The following is a 17,196-nucleotide window of genomic DNA, read 5'->3' as shown; positions in this document are numbered from 1 at the left end:
GGAGACGTCCGGTGAGACGTCCGACCAGGCAGAGGTGGCGCACGTGGCAGGGACCAGCTCGGCGATCGTGGCAGGCCTGACCGCGGCGGCCGTCGGCACGGTCGGACTCCTCGCCTACCAGGCCTGGGCCACCGTACCGCCCGGTATGGGCAGCGGCTCGGCGGCGAGCCCCGCGCCCGGCGCACCGGCGTCCAGGGCGCCCCGGGACCCCGGTCGTCCGGACGCGCTCCCGAACAGCTCCGGAACGGGTGAACGGGTGGTGTACTCGGTGGACGACGACCGGGTCTGGCTGGTCGACGAGCGGGGCCGCCTGGCACGTACCTTCAAGGTGACCCCCGGCACGATCGACCCCATCCCGGGCACCTACTGGGTGACGTCGCGCTCGAAGGCGGTCACGGGCACGGACGGTCTGCCCATCGAACACGTGGTCCGCTTCGCGACGACGAAGGACGGCTCGGCGATCGGCTTCAGTGCCGCCACCGGGCGCGGCACCGCGGAGGCCCCCGACCCGACGGTGAGGACGGGCGGTATCCGCGAGACCCGCCCCGACGGCGACGCGATGTGGACGTTCGCGACGATCGGCGTGAAGGTGGTCGTGATCCGCTAGGCGGCCTCGCGGCCCTGCCCGACACGACCCTGCCCGACACGGCTCCGCTCGGCCGGCCCCGCCACCGGGTCGGGCGCTCTCGGCGGCCGGGACACCGCGTCGGCGGCCGCGCAGGACGCCAGCAGCTCGCGCATGGACACCACGGCGACCGCGACCGGTCGCCGCTCCTCGGACTGGGACACGGACACTGGCGCCTCCTGAGGTACGGGGGCGGACGTGGTTAGGTACACCTAACTACGAACTGGGTACCATGTGACCACGCCCGATACGTCCGGCGCAATATCTTGCCGACGCCTTGTCGGAACGTTCACACGGTCCTCAGGCGGACAGCGCGCCCAGTCCGACCTCGGCCCACCGCTCCCCCAGACCCGTCAGGGTCACGTGCCGCACCTCGTCCACGGTGTCCCCGACGGCCCGGTGGATCCGCACGGCGAGCCGGTCGTCGGTCAGCTCCTCGACCTTGCCCTCGCCCCACTCCACGACGACCACGGACTCCGGCAGCGAGACGTCGAGGTCGAGGTCCTCCATCTCGTCGAGCCCGCCGCCGAGGCGGTACGCGTCGACGTGGACGAGCGGCGGGCCGTCGTCGAGGGACGGGTGGACACGGGCGATGACGAACGTCGGCGAGGTGACGGCGCCGCGCACCCCGAGCCCCTCGCCCAGACCGCGTGTCAGCGTCGTCTTGCCGGCGCCGAGCTCCCCGCTGAGCATCACGAGGTCACCGGCGCGCAGCAACCCGGCCAGTCGGCGGCCCAGCTCCCGCATCTGCTCGGGGGAGGTGATGATCAGCTCGGTCTCAGCCCGGTCGTGCCGTGCTGCTGGTGCTTCCATAGCCACTTACCGTAGCCCCTGCCGGCACCGCACCCGCGCGGGTGAGCAGGTCCGCGAGGCGGTCGGTGACCACTTCCGGGTGCTCCAGCATGACCAGGTGCCCGGCGTCCGGGACCAGCACCAGCTCGGCGTCGGGCAGCAGGTCGGCGATGACCTCGCTGTGCTCGCTGGGCGTGACGAGGTCCCGCACCCCGGCCAGCACCAGCACCGGCAGGTCCTGGAAGTGGGCGAGCGCGGCGGTCTTGTCGTGGTCGGTGAAGGCCGGGTAGAACTCGGCGACCACGTCGATCGGGGTGGACTCGATCATCCGCTCGGCGAACCGCTCGACGGCCGGGTCGACGTCCCGGCCCGCGAACGAGTACCGCTTGATGATCCCGGCGAACAGGTCCGCGGTGATCTGCCGCCCCTTCTCCACCAGCGCGGCCTGGGTACCGAGCGCCTTGAGCACACCGGGCAGCACCCGGCGCACCGCGTTGACGCCGGCCACCGGCAGACCGAAGTTGACCTCGCCGAGCCGTCCCGACGAGGTGCCGACGAAGGCGGTGGCGACGACCCGCTCCCGGATCAGCTCGGGGTACTGCGCGGCCAGCGCCATCACGGTCATGCCGCCCATGGAGTGCCCGACCAGCACGATCGGCCCGTCGGGGGCGGCGGCGTCGAGGACGGCTCTCAGGTCCCGGCCCAGCTGGTCGATGGTGACGGGCGCGCCTTCCTCGTGCTGGGCGACGCCCCGGCCGGACCGGCCGTGGCTGCGCTGGTCCCAGTGCACGGTGCGCACCACCCCGCGCAGGGCCGCGCGCTGGAAGTGCCAGGAGTCCTGGTTGAGGCAGTAGCCGTGGCTGAAGACGACGGTGACGGGCGCGGGTGCCTTGCGGCCGAAGAGCCGGCGGCGGCGCGGGGAGACGGCCGGACCCGTGTCGGGTTCCACCTCGTCGACCTCGTAGTAGAGCTCGGTGCCGTCGTCGGCCTGCGCCTTGCCGGGCGTACCGCGCAGGGTGCCGTACGGTCCCGCCGAGTCGAGGGCGAGCCGGGCCTTGCGGCGCATCCCGCGGCCGACGGTCATCCGCTCCAGGGCGACGCCGGCCGCCGCCCCGGCCGCGAGCACCCCTATGGCGGCCCCGGCGATACCGGTCACCTTGCGCCAGCTGCCGTCCACCCCCGTGGCGGAGACGACGGCCGCCGCGGCGTCCGCTACGGCCTCCGCACTGCTCTCGCTCACGTACCGCTCCTCTTCGCCGTCTTCGCCGTACTCGCCGTGATCCGCCGTACTCGCCCTGACGCGCCGTGCTCGCCGTACCGCGGTTCGCCGGTTCGGCGGCACGGGTGATGCCGACGCGATGACCGATGCCGCCGCCAACAGGTGTAACCAGGTCGTGCCGCCGGCGAACCCGGGAGGTCAGTCGCCGTCCCCTGGTTCTTGCCCATTCGGTTCCTCGTTCACATAGACGCGGGGAACCCGGGTTCCGATGCGGGTGACGATCTCGTAGGCGATGGTGCCCGCGGCCTGGGCCCAGTCCTCGGCGGTGGGCTCGCCGCGGTCGCCCGGACCGAACAGCACCGCCTCGGAACCGGTTTCGGGTTCGTCGCCGCCGAGGTCGACGACGAACTGGTCCATGGCGACGCGCCCGGCGACCGTCCGCCACTTGCCGCCGACCAGTACGGGCCCGGTCCCGGAGGCGTGCCGCGGGACACCGTCCGCGTAGCCGACGGGGACCAGCCCGAGGGTGGTCTCGCCGGGCGTGACGTAGTGGTGCCCGTAGCTGACGCCGTGTCCGCCCGGGACGTGCTTCACCAGGGCCAGCGAGGCGGACAGCGTCATCACCGGGCGCAGCCCGAAGTCGCCCGCGGCGCCCAGTTCGGGGCTGGGCGAGAGGCCGTAGAGCGCGATCCCGGTGCGGACCAGGTCGAAGTGGGACTCGGGAAGGGTGAGGGTGGCCGGCGAGTTGGCGATGTGCCGCACCTCGGGGCGCACGCCCCGCCCCTCGGCGTACGCGAGCAGGTCGCGGAAGACGGTGAGCTGGGCGGCGATGGAGGGATGCCCCGGCTCGTCGGCGCAGGCGAAGTGCGACCACAGGCCCGTGATCCGGACCGAGCCCGCCGCCTCGGCCCGCAGCGCCTCGCCGACCAGCTCGGGCCAGTCGGCGGGCTGGCAGCCATTGCGTCCGAGCCCGGTGTCGGCCTTGAGCTGCACACGCGCGGGACGGCCGGCCCGCCCGGCCGCTTCGACGACCTCACGCAGCGCCCACATGTCGCTCACCGACACGTCCAGGTCGGCCTCGACGGCCTCCCGCCAGGGCCCGCCCGGGGTCCACAGCCAGCACATGATGCGCACGTCCGCCGGCAGCTCCGGGTCCGCGCGCAGCGCCAGGGCCTCCTCCGGGGTGGCCGTGCCGAGCCAGCCCGCGCCCGCCCGGACGGCGGCGCGGGCGCACCGGACGGCACCGTGGCCGTACGCGTCGGACTTCACCACGGCCATCAGGGCGGCGCCCGGCGCGAGGGCGCGCAGGGTCCGCACGTTGGCCCGCAGTGCGGCCAGGTCGATCTCGGCGCGGGCGCGCAGGGGCGCCGTCGGCGCGGTCCGCGCCGTCCGCGCGGTCGGTGTGTCACTCATCGCGCCCCCAGTGTCTCAGAGGCCCCCGCCGGCCCTCCGGCGCAGGCCCTGGTACGGGGTTCGGGTGCCTCAGGATGCTCAGGTACCCGTCCGATGCCCCCACACGTACACCTTGTCGCCCTTCTTCAGCACGCTCCACAGCTTCTTGGCGTCGCCGAGCTTGAGGTTCACGCAGCCCCAGGAGCCGACGGTGGTGTAGATGGAGCCGTACACGGCGTGGAAGGCCTGTCCGCCGTCGAAGAACTGGGCGTACGGCATGGGCGAGTTGTACAGGGTCGACCAGTGGTTCTTGTGCCGCCAGTAGACGGAGTGCCACCCGGCCCGGGTCGCGTACCCCTTGCGTCCGCTGCGCATCTGCACCGGCCCGTAGATCACCTTGCTGCCCTTCTGCACCCAGGTGACCTGCCGGTTGAGATCGACACAGGCGACCCGGTACGACTTCACGGGGCAGTTCTTCTTGGCGTTCGGGTTCTTCTTCGCCGACAGCAGCATCATCTGGTACCAGGTCACGGGTCCCGCGAACCCGATCGCCGGCTTGATCTTGTACGTCTTCTGGAACTTCTGGATGGCCTTGCAGTCGGCGGTGGACTGCCTGCCGTCCACCTTCAGCTTCAGCCACTGCTCGATCTGCTTCTGGTACGGCCCGGTCAGCTTGGAGCAGCTGACCTTGGAGACGGCGTCGCTGAGCGGCACGTACTCGATGAGGTCGTAGGTGCCCGGTGCCGCCGCCTTCGGCTCGACGGCGTCCTCCTTGGCGCTGGGCGTGTACACCTTCGGCGGCAGCATCTGGTCGGGGGTGTCGAGCTGCCAGGGCTGCGCGGGCCCGGGCGCGACCCCCGGCACGAGCTCGGACTCGGGGATGACGGTCGAGGGCTTGGGGGCACCGGTGTCGGCGGCGACACTCCCGGCACCGACGGAGAGCACGGCCACGGCGGCGACGAGAACTCCGGCACCGCCGCGCCATTTATGCATGATTCGTCCACTAATCATGCGATCAGACAACCCCGGGGGCCTCACGATTCCGGGGAGCCGCGCAGCCAGGTCACCCGAGCGATGCAGACACCGCCCCCTGTAACGCCCCTTCAGGCGCGCGGGGAACCGCGCGATCAGCCCGCACGGCCCGTACCCGAACTACCACCCCTCACCGGGGCCCGGGGCGCAGCCCCGAGACGGGCATCCCCTCGGCCTGTCGAGTGGGGCGGGTGGGCGGGAAGACACCCCGCCACGCCGACGGCAACTCCTCCGCCACCGCATGGGCGACCGTCGGCGCCCCCTCCGCCGCGAACCGCCCCGCGAGCCCGTGCAGATACGCCGCGACGCTCCCCGCGTCCCGCCCGTCCAGCCCGGACGCCAGCAGCGAACCCCCCAGCCCCGACAGCACGTCCCCGCTCCCGGCGGTGGCCAGCCACGGCGTCCCCGTCGCGTTCACCCGTACGGCCGCCACTCCGCCCGCCTCCGCCACCAGCGTCGTCGACCCCTTCAGCAGCACGGTCGCCCGGTACGCCGCCGCCAGTTCCCGCACCGCCGCGAGCCGGCCGGCCTCGACCTCCTCCCGCCGTACCCCCAGCAGCGCGGCCGCCTCCCCGGCGTGCGGCGTCATCAGCGTGGGTGCCGTACGGCCGCGCACCGCGTCCCGGTCGGCGAGCCGCAGCCCGTCCGCGTCGATGAGCACCGGCACCTCCTCCGCCAGCACCTCCGCGACCACCTGCGCCTCGTCGCCGACCCCCGGCCCCACCACCCACGCCTGCACCCGCCCGGCCTTCCGCGGCCCGGCGTCCGACACCAGCGTCTCGGGAAAGCGGGCCAGCACCTGGTCCCCGGCCGGCCCGGCGTACCGTACGGCCCCGGCCCCGCCCCGCAGCGCCCCCGCGACGGCGAGCACGGCCGCGCCCGGATAACGCGCCGAGCCGGCGGCGATGCCCACCACTCCCCGCCGGTACTTGTCGCTCTCCGCGGACGGCGCCGGCAGCAGCCGCGCCACGTCCACGTCCTGCAACGCCTCCAGCTCGGCCTCCGGGGGCAGTTCGAGCCCGATGTCGACCAGCCGCACCGAACCGGCGTACGCCCGCGCGGGATCGATCAGCAGCCCCGGCTTGTGCGTGCCGAACGTGACGGTGAGGTCGGCCCGTACCGCCGCCCCCCGTACCTCGCCGGTGTCCGCCTCGATCCCGCTCGGCAGGTCCACGGCGACGACGGCCGCCCGGGACCGCTCCACCACGGCCACCAGCGCGGCCGCGTCGGGCCGCAGCCCGCCCTTCCCGCCGATGCCCACGATCCCGTCGACGACCAGGTCGGCCCGCAGGATCGGCTCGGTCGCGGCATCGGCCGGCACAGCGGTACCGCCGGCCCGGCGCAGCGCCGCGAGCCCGGCCGCGTGGGTGCGCTCCGGCGCGAGCAGCACGGCCACGACCCCGGCGCCCCGGCGCGCCAGCCGGGCCCCGGCGTACAGCGCGTCCCCGCCGTTGTCCCCGCTGCCGACCAGCAGCACCACCCGGCTCCCGTACACCCGTCCGAGCAGGTCGGCGCAGGCGGCGGCCAGCCCGGCGGCGGCCCGCTGCATCAGCGCCCCTTCCGGCAGCCGCGCCATCAGCTCCCGCTCGGCCGCCCGTACCGTCTCCACGCTGTAAGCAGTCCGCATGCCCCGAGTCTCTCCCGTAACCCTCGGACCACGCATCCGCCACCGCCCGCGGGATCAGCCCTCCGCGATCACCACCGCCGAGGCCACCCCGGCGTCGTGACTGAGCGACACATGCCACGACCGGACGCCGAGTTCCGCGGCGCACGCGGCCACGCTGCCCCGCACCCGCAGCCGCGGCCGCCCGCTGTCCTCGACGACGACCTCCGCGTCCGTCCAGAGCAGTCCCGGCGGCGCGCCCAGTGCCTTGGCCAGGGCCTCCTTCGCCGCGAACCGCGCCGCGAGCGAGGCGACACCACGCCGTTCCCCGCTCGGCAGGAACAACTCCCGCTCCACGAACAGCCGCCCGGCGAGCCCGGGGGTGCGCGCCAGCGACTCCCGGAACCGGTCGATCTCGGCGACGTCGATGCCTACCCCGATGATGCTCATGCCCGGCAGCCTACGGTCACTCCACGGTGACCGACTTGGCCAGGTTGCGCGGCTGGTCCACCTCGTTTCCGCGGGCGGTGGCCAGTTCGCAGGCGAAGACCTGGAGCGGGACCGTGGCGACCAGCGGCTGGAGCAGCGTCGGGGTGGCCGGGATACGGATCAGGTGGTCGGCGTACGGGACGACGGCCTCGTCCCCCTCCTCCGCGATCACGATCGTCCGCGCGCCGCGCGCCCGGATCTCCTGGATGTTGGACACGATCTTGTCGTGCAGCACGGAGCGGCCGCGCGGTGAGGGGACGACCACGACGACCGGCAGGTCCTCCTCGACCAGCGCGATCGGACCGTGCTTCAGCTCGCCCGCCGCGAAGCCCTCGGCGTGCATGTACGCCAGTTCCTTGAGCTTCAGGGCGCCCTCCAGGGCGACCGGGTAGCCGACGTGCCGGCCGAGGAACAGCACCGTCTTCTTGTCGGCGAGGGAACGGGCCAGCGCCCGGACCGGCTCCATGGTCTCCAGGACCCGTTCGACCTCGCCGGAGATGTGCGAGAGGTCCCGGATCACCGCGCTGATCTCGTCGCCCCACTTGGTGCCCCGCACCTGGCCGAGGTAGAGGGCGACCAGGTAGCAGGCGACCAACTGGGTGAGGAACGCCTTGGTCGAGGCGACCGCGACCTCCGGCCCCGCGTGGGTGTACAGCACCGCGTCCGACTCACGGGGGATGGTCGAGCCGTTGGTGTTGCAGATGGCGAGCACCTTCGACCCCTGTTCCCGCGCGTGCCGCAGCGCCATCAGGGTGTCCATGGTCTCGCCGGACTGCGAGATGGCGATGACCAGCGAACGCGAGTCCAGGATCGGGTCCCGGTACCGGAACTCGCTCGCCAGCTCCACCTCGCAGGGGATGCGCGTCCAGTGCTCGATCGCGTACTTGGCGATCAGCCCGGCGTGGAAGGCCGTACCGCAGGCGACGATGACGACCTTGTCGACCTCGCGCAGTTCGGCCGCGCCGATCCGGACCTCGTCCAGGGTCAGCGAGCCGTTCGCGTCGATCCGGCCGAGGAGGGTGTCGGCGACCGCCTTGGGCTGCTCGGCGATCTCCTTGAGCATGAAGTAGTCGTAGCCGCCCTTCTCGGCCGCCGAGGCGTCCCAGTCGACGTGGTACGGGCGGACGTCCGCCGGGGCGCCGTCGAAGCCCGTCACCGTCACGCCGTCCCGGCGCAGCTCCACCACCTGGTCCTGGCCCAGCTCGATCGCCGACCGCGTGTGGGCGATGAACGCGGCGACGTCCGAGGCGAGGAAGGCCTCGCCCGCGCCGACACCCACCACGAGCGGCGAGTTCCGGCGGGCGCCCACGACCACGTCGGGCTCGTCGGCGTGCGCCGCGACCAGCGTGAACGCGCCCTCCAGCCGGCGGCACACCAGCCGCATCGCCTCCGCGAGGTCGGCGGTGCCGGAGAACTCCTCGGCGAGCAGGTGCGCGACGACCTCGGTGTCCGTCTCGGACGCCAGGTCGTGTCCGCGCTCGGCCAACTCCGCCCGCAGCGCCGCGAAGTTCTCGATGATCCCGTTGTGGACGACGGCGACCCGGCCGGCGTTGTCGAGGTGCGGATGCGCGTTGGCGTCCGTCGGCCCGCCGTGCGTGGCCCAGCGGGTGTGCCCGATACCGGTGGATCCCGTCGGCAACGGCCGCTCCGTCAGCTCCTTCTCCAGGTTGACGAGCTTCCCGGCCTTCTTCGCCGAGGCCAGCCCGCCGTCGGCCAGCACGGCGACGCCGGCGGAGTCGTACCCGCGGTACTCCAGCCGCTTCAGCCCGGCCACCACGACATCGAGCGCCGACTGCGCCCCCACGTATCCCACGATTCCGCACATGACCGGCAGCCTAAGCGCCACCCCCGACCCGAACACGGCACAGCGTGCCCGAATTCAGAATTCACACGCGGCCGGCGGGACGGCGCACGAGCGATGCCCCCACGTGACGGACCCCACCCGCCGTCCCGTTCAAACTCCGTTAACAATGGAATGTGATCTCTCCGGTCTCCCCGATGCCCCGGAGCGCCCACCGGCACAGGCCGGAGGCGACTCCCTACGTCGACCTCACCCGCTCCGAGTGGAGCGCGCTGCGCGACAAGACGCCGTTGCCGCTCACCGCCGACGAGGTCGAGAGGCTGCGCGGCCTCGGTGACGTCATCGACCTCGACGAGGTGCGGGACATCTACCTCCCGCTGTCCCGGCTGCTCAATCTGTACGTCGGCGCCACCGACGGACTGCGAGGCGCGCTGAACACCTTCCTCGGCGAACAGGGCTCGCAGTCCGGCACCCCGTTCGTGATAGGCGTGGCCGGTTCGGTCGCCGTCGGGAAGTCGACGGTCGCCCGGCTCCTCCAGGCCCTGCTCTCCCGCTGGCCCGAGCACCCGCGCGTCGAGCTGGTGACGACGGACGGCTTCCTGCTCCCCACCAGGGAACTGGAGGCGCGCGGCCTGATGTCCCGCAAGGGCTTCCCCGAGTCTTACGACCGCCGGGCCCTGACCCGCTTCGTCGCCGACATCAAGGCCGGCAAGGACGAGGTCACCGCCCCGGTCTACTCGCACCTCATCTACGACATCGTCCCGGACCGCAGGCTCACCGTCCGGCGCCCCGACATCCTGATCGTCGAGGGCCTGAACGTCCTCCAGCCCGCCCTGCCCGGCAGCGACGGCCGCACCCGGGTCGGTCTCGCCGACTACTTCGACTTCAGCGTGTACGTCGACGCGAGCGAGGAGGACATCGAGCGCTGGTACCTCAACCGGTTCAAGAAGCTCCGGCAGACCGCCTTCCAGAACCCGGACTCGTACTTCAGGAAGTACACCCAGGTGTCCGAGGAGGACGCCCTGGAGTACGCCCGCGGCCTCTGGCGCACCATCAACAGGCCCAACCTGGTGGAGAACATCGCCCCGACCCGCGGCCGCGCCACCCTGGTCGTCCGCAAGGGCCCGGACCACAAGGTGCAGCGCCTGCGGCTCCGCAAGCTCTGACACCCCGGCCTGTTAGAAAGGCGTCATGCTGCACCTGCGCCTGATCACCCCGGCCGACCGCACCGACGACGTGGTACGGCTGATCGAGACCACCGTCGGCACGGCCCACCTGGTGGTCCTGCCGGGCGCCGCCCGCGATCCCGCCGGGGACGTCGTGATGTGCGACGTGGCCCGGGAGGCCGGTGACGAACTCATCGGCGCGCTCCGGGCCTTCGATCTCGACCGCACCGGTTCGATCGCCGTGGAGGACATCGACCTGTCGCTGTCGCACCGGGCGGACAGGGCGGAGCAGGAGGCGCCCGGCGAGGGCGCGGACGCGGTGCTGTGGGAGGGCCTGACGGAGGCGACCCACGAGGAGTCGACCCTGTCGGTCACCTACCTCGCCTTCATCACGCTGGCCACGATGATCGCGGCCTGCGGTGTCGTCCTGGACAACGCGATCCTGATCGTGGGGGCGATGGCGGTGGGCCCGGAGTTCGGCCCGCTGGCCGGCATCTGCACGGCGCTGATACGGCGTCGACCACGGCTCGCGCTGCGCTCCCTGACCGCCCTGCTCGTCGGCTTCGCCGTGGCGATGCTCGTGACGGTGGGGTTCAGCTACCTCATGGACGGCGTAGGCCTGTTCACCAAGGTGCAGCTGGAGGCGGAACGCCCCAACACCAACTTCATCTACCGCCCGGACGCGTTCTCGTTCGTGGTCGCGGTACTGGCCGGCATCGCGGGCATCCTCTCCCTGACCTCGGCGAAGTCAGGCGCTCTGGTGGGCGTCGCCATCTCGGTGACGACGGTCCCGGCGGCGGCGAACGCCGCGGTCGCCTTCACCTACAGCGAGTACCGGCAGGCGTGGGGTTCGACGGAACAACTCCTCCTGAACCTGCTGGGCATCGTCCTGGCGGGCACGGCGACCCTCATCGCCCAGAAGCTCTTCTGGAGGCGACGACGTGAACGGACTTAGGGGCGCGAGGAACTGCGCGACAAGCCACGACGAGACCCGCAGCCCGCGACACGCGCTCCCCGGCACCCCGTGCCCGGAAAAGAACTATCCCAGCGCCGACTTCACGGCATCGGCCAGCCGCCCCGCCACCGACCGCGCCTGCTCGATGTCGGCCGCCTCCACCATCACCCGCACCAGCGGCTCGGTCCCCGAGGGACGCAGCAGCACGCGGCCCGTCTCCCCCAGCTCCCGCTCCGCCTCGGCCACGGCCGCCGCCAGGTCGCCCGACGTCCGCACCCGTGACCTGTCGACGTCGGGCACGTTGATCAGCACCTGCGGCAGCCGCTTCATCACGTCCGCCAGCTCCCGCAGCGACTTCCCGGTCCCCGCGACCCGCGCCGCCAGCAGCAGTCCGGTCAGCGTGCCGTCGCCGGTGGTCGCGTGGTCGAGGATGATGACGTGCCCGGACTGCTCGCCGCCGAGGGCGTAGCCGTGCTCCTTCATCTCCTCCAGCACGTACCGGTCGCCGACCGCGGTCTGCACGAGGTGCAGCCCCTCCCGCTCCAGCGCCAGCTTGAAGCCGAGGTTGGACATCACGGTGGCGACGACGGTGTCGGCGCGCAGCTCGCCCCGCTCCCGCAGCGCGAGCGCCAGCACGGCCATGATCTGGTCGCCGTCGACCTCCTCGCCGGTGTGGTCGACCGCGAGGCACCGGTCCGCGTCGCCGTCGTGCGCGATGCCGAAGTCGGCGCCGTGCTCGACGACCGCGGCCTTCAGCGGGCCGAGGTGGGTCGAGCCGCAGCCGTCGTTGATGTTCAGGCCGTCCGGCTCGGCACCGATGGTGACGACCTCGGCACCGGCCCGGCGGAACGCCTCCGGCGAGACCCCCGCGGCCGCGCCGTGCGCTTCGTCGAGAACGATCCTCAGACCGTCGAGCCGGTTCGGGAGGACGCCGAGCAGGTGCCCGACGTACTGCTCGAAGCCCTCGTCGTAGGACCGCACCCGGCCGACGCCGGCACCGGTCGGCCGTTCCCAGGGCTCACCGTGCCGGTGGGACTCGTACACCGCCTCGATACGGTCCTCCAGCTCGTCGTCGAGCTTGTGGCCGCCGCGGGCGAGGAACTTGATGCCGTTGTCGGGCATCGCGTTGTGGCTGGCGGAGAGCATGACACCGAGGTCCGCGCCGAGCGCGCCGGTGAGGAAGGCCACGGCGGGGGTCGGCAGGACGCCCACGCTCAGGACGTCGACGCCGGCGCTGGCCAGGCCCGCGACCACGGCCGCCTCCAGGAACTCCCCGGACGCGCGCGGATCCCGTCCGACGACCGCCTTCGGGCGGTGGCCCTCGAACGTGCCCGCCTCGGCCAGCACGTGCGCCGCCGCGACCGACAGGCCGAGCGCCATCTCGGCGGTCAGGTCCGCGTTGGCGACACCGCGCACGCCGTCCGTGCCGAAGAGTCGTCCCACTTGTCCTCCTGAGGAAGCGTCCTTGCTGCCAGGAAATGATGGCAGGCGCTTTGTCATGCGATCACACCAGCCTTTGAGCGTCTTGTGTCGTTATACGCCCTTGGCTGGGATAAACGAACGCCCCGGCGGCACATGTGGCGTGCCGCCGGGGCGTTCGGAGTACGTGCAGGCGACTGCGATTAACGCTTGCTGTACTGCGGGGCCTTACGGGCCTTCTTGAGACCGGCCTTCTTGCGCTCGACCGCACGGTCGTCGCGCTTGAGGAAGCCGGCCTTCTTCAGCGGGCCGCGGTTGTTGTCGACGTCCGCCTCGTTCAGCGCGCGGGCGACACCGAGACGGAGCGCACCGGCCTGACCGGAGACACCGCCACCGGCGATGCGGGCGACGACGTCGTAACGGCCCTCGAGCTCCAGCACCTTGAAGGGCTCGTTGACTTCCTGCTGGTGCACCTTGTTCGGGAAGTAGTCCTCGAGGGTGCGACCGTTGATCTTCCACTTGCCGGTGCCCGGGACGATCCGGACGCGGGCGATGGCGTTCTTGCGACGCCCCAGGCCGGCGGCCGGCTGCGGGTCGCCGAAGCGGGACGCGAGCGACTCGGAGGTGTACTCGCCCTCGACGGGCACCTCGGACTCGGTGGTGTAGCTGTCGATGTCGACGAGCTCGGTCTCGGTCTCTTCGACCGGCTGCTCAACAGTGGTCTCGGCCACGATGCTCCTCAGATTCTTTTCTGTCTTAGGGGGTGGCCGGAACTACTGCGCGACCTGGGTGATCTCGAACGGCACCGGCTGCTGCGCAGCGTGCGGGTGCACGTCACCCTTGTAGACCTTCAGCTTCGAGAGCATCTGACGGCCCAGCGTGTTCTTGGGGAGCATGCCCTTGACGGCCTTCTCGATGGCCTTCTCGGGGTTCTTGTCGAGGAGCTCGTCGTAACGGACGGAGCGCAGACCACCCGGGTAGCCGGAGTGGCGGTACGCCATCTTCTGGGTCCGCTTGTTGCCGGACAGGTGCACCTTGTCGGCGTTGATGATGATGACGAAGTCACCGGTGTCGACGTGGGGGGCGTAGATCGGCTTGTGCTTGCCGCGGAGAAGGGACGCGGCGGTGGTGGCCAGACGGCCCAGGACGATGTCCTGAGCGTCAATGACGTGCCACTGGCGAGTCACATCGCCGGGCTTGGGGCTGTACGTACGCACTTCGCAGCCTTCTTCTTCAGTGGATGGGTGCTGACACATGGCATCACTGAAGCGATCGTGCAGCTGGGGACGACAATGCCGGGGACGCTGCCCGTATGCCGCCCACTGGTAACTGCTCCAGGGAACCTAGGTAGAGGCCACTCCCGTGAGAATGAGCGAGCCAATACACAACGAAGAGCCAGCGTACCGGGACGCCCCCGGACGGGTCAAAACGAACCCCTGGCGGCACTCCCCGGACATCGGAGGCGCTCAGCGGTACCAGGATGCTCCCCCGTGCCCCAAAGGTCCACTATCACCGTTCGTACTGTCGCACCGGCACCCCCCTTCGCCCGTCTAAGATGCGCCCCATGAGTTATGGGCAGGGGGGACCCCAGTCCCAGTGGGATCCCTGGAAACCGCAGTCTCAGCAGCCCTGGCGCGACAGCTCCGGGCCGACGCCGGACTGGGCCGCGCTCGCCGACGCGTCGGAAACGCGGAACAAGCGGCGCAGAGTGCTGTTCATCGGCGGTGGCGTGGTCGCCACGCTGGCGATCGGCACCGCCGTCGCGATGGCGGTGGTGTCCGCGAACGGCGACGACAAGGCCTCCGGCACGCCCTCGAACCTGCCCGCGAGCGCCTCGCTGCCCAGTGAGTCGGCGGGCTCGCCGTCCTTCGCGCCGACCAGCGCGCCGCCACCGCTGGATCCGCAGGACTTCATATCCAGCGTCCAGAAGGACACGGCGCCGCTCAGCGCGGAGACCCTCTTCCCGGGCACCCAGCTGACCATGGGCGAGACGGTCTACAAGAAGAACGCCACGGCCGACACCAAGCAGTGCGCGTCGGTCGCCAAGGGCACCCTGGTCAACGTGCTCACCAAGAACAACTGCACCCGGCTGCTGCGGGTCACCTACAGCAAGGACGGCGTCGCGGTGACGGTGGGCGTGGCCGTCTTCAACACCGAGGCGCAGGCCACCAAGGCCAAGAGCGAGGCCGACAAGAAGGGCTTCGTCAGCTCGCTGGCGGGCGCCGGCGTGAAGACCTTCTGCAACTCCGGGGTCTGCCGTACCACGGCCAACTCCTACGGCCGCTACGCCTACTTCACCACCACCGGCTTCACCAGCGGCAAGGACGTCACCACCAAGGACACCAAGGTCTTCCAGACCGGTGACGACCTGGCGGAGTTCACCTTCCGGCAGATCCGCCGCCGCGGCGAGGCCCAGGCCTCGGCGGCGGCGAACCAGTGACCGCGGCGAACCAGTGACCGCGGCGAACCAGTGACCGCGGCGGTCTAGCAGCACCCGGCGGACGGCAGCGACCGCTTGTTGCGCGCTTCCTTGTTGCGCGCGGCGAGGAGGTCGTCCGCCGGGTAGCCGACCTCTTCCAGGGTCAGGCCGTGCGGCCGTACGACGTGCACGGCCGAGTCCCTGACCCCGGCGGCCAGCACCTTGCCGGGCCACTCCGGGCCGCGGTGCCCGTCCCCCACGAACAGCAGCGCTCCGATCAGGGACCGCACCATGTTGTGGCAGAAGGCGTCGGCCCGCACGGTGGCCGTGACGATCCCGTCGGCCCCCCGCTCCAGGCGCAGCTCCTGGAGGGTCCTGATGGTCGTCGCCCCCTCCCGGCGCTTGCAGTACGCGGCGAAGTCGTGCTCCCCCAGCAGCCGGGCCGCCGCCTCGTTCATGGCATCCACGTCCAGCGGCCAGTCGTGCCACAGGACGTGGTTGCGCAGCAACGGGTCCACCCCGCCGGGGGCGTCGGTCACCCGGTACGCGTAGCGGCGCCAGACGGCCGAGAAACGGGCGTTGAAGCCCTCCGGAGCCACGGTGAGCGACCACACCCGGACATCCTTCGGCAGCCGCCCCGCCAGCCGCTTCAGCAGCTTCTCGCCCTGCTCCTCCCACAGCCCGGCCGGCAGGTCGACGTGCGCCACCTGTCCGCGCGCGTGCACCCCGGCATCGGTCCGCCCGGCGACGGTCAGTTCGTACGTCGTCTCCTGCGACCGCGTGACGATCCGCAGCGCGTCCTCGATCTCCCCCTGCACGGTCCGCTTCCCACCGGCCTGCTTGGCCCAGCCGTGGAAGCCGGTCCCGTCGTAGGACAGGTCGAGTCGGACACGGACATGGCCGGGCTGAACTTCGTCACTCACGGAAGAATCCTCTCAGGGCAAGAAAAGCGGGCCCGTCCCCATGAAAGGAACGGACCCGCTCACGCGCCCTTTCAGGGGCGCGGGGAACTGCGCGACCAGCCACGACGGACCAGCAGCCAAAGGACGGCCTTACGCCTCCTTCGACTCCTCACCCTCGGCCGGCGCCGCGTCCTCGACGACCTCGTCGGCCTTGGTCTCCTCGACCTTGGCCTCCTCGGCCTCCTTGACCGCACGCTTGGTGGCGGCCTCCGCCTCGCCGGTCGCCTGCTGCGCGACCGTCAGCGCCTCGACCAGCTCGATGACAGCCATGGGCGCGTTGTCGCCACGGCGGTTACCGATCTTGGTGATGCGGGTGTAGCCACCCGGACGGTTCTCGTAGCGGGGGCCGATCTCGGTGAAGAGCGTGTGCACGATGCTCTTGTCCGTGATGACCTGGAGCACCTGACGGCGGTTGTGAAGGTCGCCCTTCTTCGCCTTGGTGACCAGACGCTCGGCGTACGGGCGCAGGCGGCGGGCCTTCGCCTCGGTGGTGGTGATACGGCCGTGCTCGAAGAGAGACTTCGCGAGGTTCGCGAGGAGCAGCTTCTCGTGCGCGGCGCTGCCGCCCAGACGGGCACCCTTGGTGGGCTTCGGCATGGTTCTTCTCCTGTGTGTCTGCCCCGGCCGTGTCAGGTACCGGGGTCAGGAACCCGGTGAGCGGATGCCCACCGGCAACGACCGGTCAGGTACTGATCAGTACTGCTCGGTCTCCACGAAACCCGCGTCCGCGTCGTCGTCGGCGCCGAAGGCGTCGGCAGCGGCCGTGGGGTCGAATCCGGGCGGGCTGTCCTTGAGGGCCAGGCCCATGCCGGCCAGCTTCGCCTTGACCTCGTCGATGGACTTCGCACCGAAGTTGCGGATGTCCAGGAGGTCCGCCTCGGAACGCGCCACGAGCTCACCCACGGAGTGGATGCCCTCGCGCTTGAGGCAGTTGTAGGAACGGACCGTGAGCTCGAGCTCCTCGATGGGGAGCGCGAGGTCGGCGGCCAGGGCGGCGTCCGTGGGGGACGGGCCCATGTCGATGCCCTCGGCGTCGATGTTCAGCTCGCGGGCGAGACCGAACAGCTCGACCAGGGTCTTGCCCGCCGAGGCCATGGCGTCACGCGGACGCATCGCCTGCTTCGTCTCGACGTCGACGATCAGCTTGTCGAAGTCGGTGCGCTGCTCGACACGGGTCGCCTCGACCTTGTACGTGACCTTCAGCACCGGGCTGTAGATGGAGTCGACCGGGATCCGGCCGATCTCCTGGCCCACCTGCTTGTTCTGCACGGCCGAGACATAACCACGGCCACGCTCGACCGTCAGCTCCATCTCCAGCTTGC

The 17,196-nt window shown here is 71.4% G+C and carries 18 protein-coding genes; 4 read left to right on the top strand and 14 right to left on the bottom strand.

The window, feature by feature from the left end:
• Nucleotides 1–43: 43 nt before the first annotated feature.
• Complete coding sequence (locus AAW13_RS17960; protein ID WP_046730627.1) at nt 44–607, top strand: L,D-transpeptidase; 564 nt, start codon at nt 44–46, stop codon at nt 605–607.
• Here the strand turns inward: AAW13_RS17960 and AAW13_RS17955 are convergent.
• The 8 genes from AAW13_RS17955 to glmS form a co-directional block, all read right to left on the bottom strand.
• Nucleotides 604–795 (bottom strand): hypothetical protein, encoded by a 192-nt coding sequence (locus tag AAW13_RS17955; RefSeq protein ID WP_046730609.1) that lies wholly within the window; start codon nt 793–795, stop codon nt 604–606. The two genes, AAW13_RS17960 and AAW13_RS17955, sit on opposite strands and share 4 nt — an antisense overlap.
• Before the next feature lie 130 nt (nt 796–925).
• Nucleotides 926–1,438: a tRNA (adenosine(37)-N6)-threonylcarbamoyltransferase complex ATPase subunit type 1 TsaE gene (gene tsaE, locus AAW13_RS17950; RefSeq protein WP_046730610.1), complete on the bottom strand. Its 513-nt coding sequence runs from the start codon at nt 1,436–1,438 to the stop codon at nt 926–928.
• Nucleotides 1,404–2,657 carry an alpha/beta fold hydrolase gene (locus AAW13_RS17945; RefSeq protein ID WP_046730611.1) on the bottom strand — a complete coding sequence of 418 codons (1,254 nt, stop codon included), beginning with the start codon at nt 2,655–2,657 and terminating at the stop codon, nt 1,404–1,406. The genes tsaE and AAW13_RS17945 overlap by 35 nt, the downstream gene beginning before the upstream one ends.
• A gap of 177 nt (nt 2,658–2,834) precedes the next feature.
• Entirely contained in the window at nt 2,835–4,049 is a 1,215-nt protein-coding gene (gene alr / locus AAW13_RS17940; protein ID WP_046730612.1) for an alanine racemase, read from the bottom strand.
• A 78-nt stretch (nt 4,050–4,127) separates the two neighbouring features.
• Complete coding sequence (locus tag AAW13_RS17935) at nt 4,128–5,021, bottom strand: L,D-transpeptidase family protein (protein WP_107483349.1); 894 nt, start codon at nt 5,019–5,021, stop codon at nt 4,128–4,130.
• 169 nt (nt 5,022–5,190) lie between these two features.
• Entirely contained in the window at nt 5,191–6,687 is a 1,497-nt protein-coding gene (locus AAW13_RS17930) for a bifunctional ADP-dependent NAD(P)H-hydrate dehydratase/NAD(P)H-hydrate epimerase (protein ID WP_052768598.1), read from the bottom strand.
• 54 nt (nt 6,688–6,741) lie between these two features.
• Nucleotides 6,742–7,113: a holo-ACP synthase gene (locus tag AAW13_RS17925; RefSeq protein ID WP_046730615.1), complete on the bottom strand. Its 372-nt coding sequence runs from the start codon at nt 7,111–7,113 to the stop codon at nt 6,742–6,744.
• A 16-nt stretch (nt 7,114–7,129) separates the two neighbouring features.
• Nucleotides 7,130–8,977, bottom strand: coding sequence for a glutamine--fructose-6-phosphate transaminase (isomerizing) (gene glmS, locus AAW13_RS17920; protein ID WP_071659589.1), 1,848 nt, complete (start codon nt 8,975–8,977; stop codon nt 7,130–7,132).
• A 173-nt stretch (nt 8,978–9,150) separates the two neighbouring features.
• Here glmS and coaA point away from each other — a divergent pair, with 173 nt between their 5' ends.
• Together coaA and AAW13_RS17910 are read left to right on the top strand one after the other, a co-directional pair.
• On the top strand, nt 9,151–10,119 hold the full coding sequence (coaA, locus tag AAW13_RS17915; protein WP_046730617.1) for a type I pantothenate kinase: 969 nt from the start codon (nt 9,151–9,153) through the stop codon (nt 10,117–10,119).
• Nucleotides 10,120–10,144: 25 nt separating this feature from the next.
• Complete coding sequence (locus AAW13_RS17910; RefSeq protein ID WP_046730618.1) at nt 10,145–11,074, top strand: DUF389 domain-containing protein; 930 nt, start codon at nt 10,145–10,147, stop codon at nt 11,072–11,074.
• A gap of 84 nt (nt 11,075–11,158) precedes the next feature.
• Here the strand turns inward: AAW13_RS17910 and glmM are convergent, their stop codons facing one another.
• From glmM to rplM, 3 genes are all read right to left on the bottom strand, one after another.
• On the bottom strand, nt 11,159–12,517 hold the full coding sequence (gene glmM / locus AAW13_RS17905; RefSeq protein ID WP_046730619.1) for a phosphoglucosamine mutase: 1,359 nt from the start codon (nt 12,515–12,517) through the stop codon (nt 11,159–11,161).
• Nucleotides 12,518–12,696: 179 nt separating this feature from the next.
• Entirely contained in the window at nt 12,697–13,224 is a 528-nt protein-coding gene (gene rpsI, locus AAW13_RS17900; RefSeq protein ID WP_046730620.1) for a 30S ribosomal protein S9, read from the bottom strand.
• Between the two features lie 42 nt (nt 13,225–13,266).
• Nucleotides 13,267–13,710, bottom strand: a complete 444-nt coding sequence (gene rplM / locus AAW13_RS17895; protein ID WP_046730621.1) for a 50S ribosomal protein L13 — start codon at nt 13,708–13,710, stop codon at nt 13,267–13,269.
• 347 nt (nt 13,711–14,057) lie between these two features.
• On the opposite strand from rplM, the gene AAW13_RS17890 reads away from it, so the two are divergent.
• A complete protein-coding gene (locus AAW13_RS17890; protein ID WP_046730622.1) occupies nt 14,058–14,933 on the top strand; it encodes a membrane protein in 876 nt (291 codons plus the stop codon).
• 44 nt (nt 14,934–14,977) lie between these two features.
• On the opposite strand, the gene truA is transcribed toward AAW13_RS17890, so the two are convergent.
• The 3 genes from truA to AAW13_RS17875 form a co-directional block, all read right to left on the bottom strand.
• A complete protein-coding gene (gene truA / locus AAW13_RS17885) occupies nt 14,978–15,835 on the bottom strand; it encodes a tRNA pseudouridine(38-40) synthase TruA (protein ID WP_046730623.1) in 858 nt (285 codons plus the stop codon).
• 129 nt (nt 15,836–15,964) lie between these two features.
• Entirely contained in the window at nt 15,965–16,471 is a 507-nt protein-coding gene (rplQ, locus tag AAW13_RS17880; RefSeq protein ID WP_046730624.1) for a 50S ribosomal protein L17, read from the bottom strand.
• Nucleotides 16,472–16,567: 96 nt separating this feature from the next.
• Nucleotides 16,568–17,196: DNA-directed RNA polymerase subunit alpha (locus AAW13_RS17875; protein ID WP_143145012.1), on the bottom strand; the 629-nt coding region annotated here is incomplete at its 5' end.

Origin of the sequence: Streptomyces humi (assembly GCF_001005085.2) — a bacterium.
In the GTDB taxonomy this organism is placed as follows: domain Bacteria; phylum Actinomycetota; class Actinomycetes; order Streptomycetales; family Streptomycetaceae; genus Streptomyces; species Streptomyces humi.
Note: the sequence above shows the minus strand (reverse complement) of the source record. Positions and strands in the feature narration are given on the sequence as shown.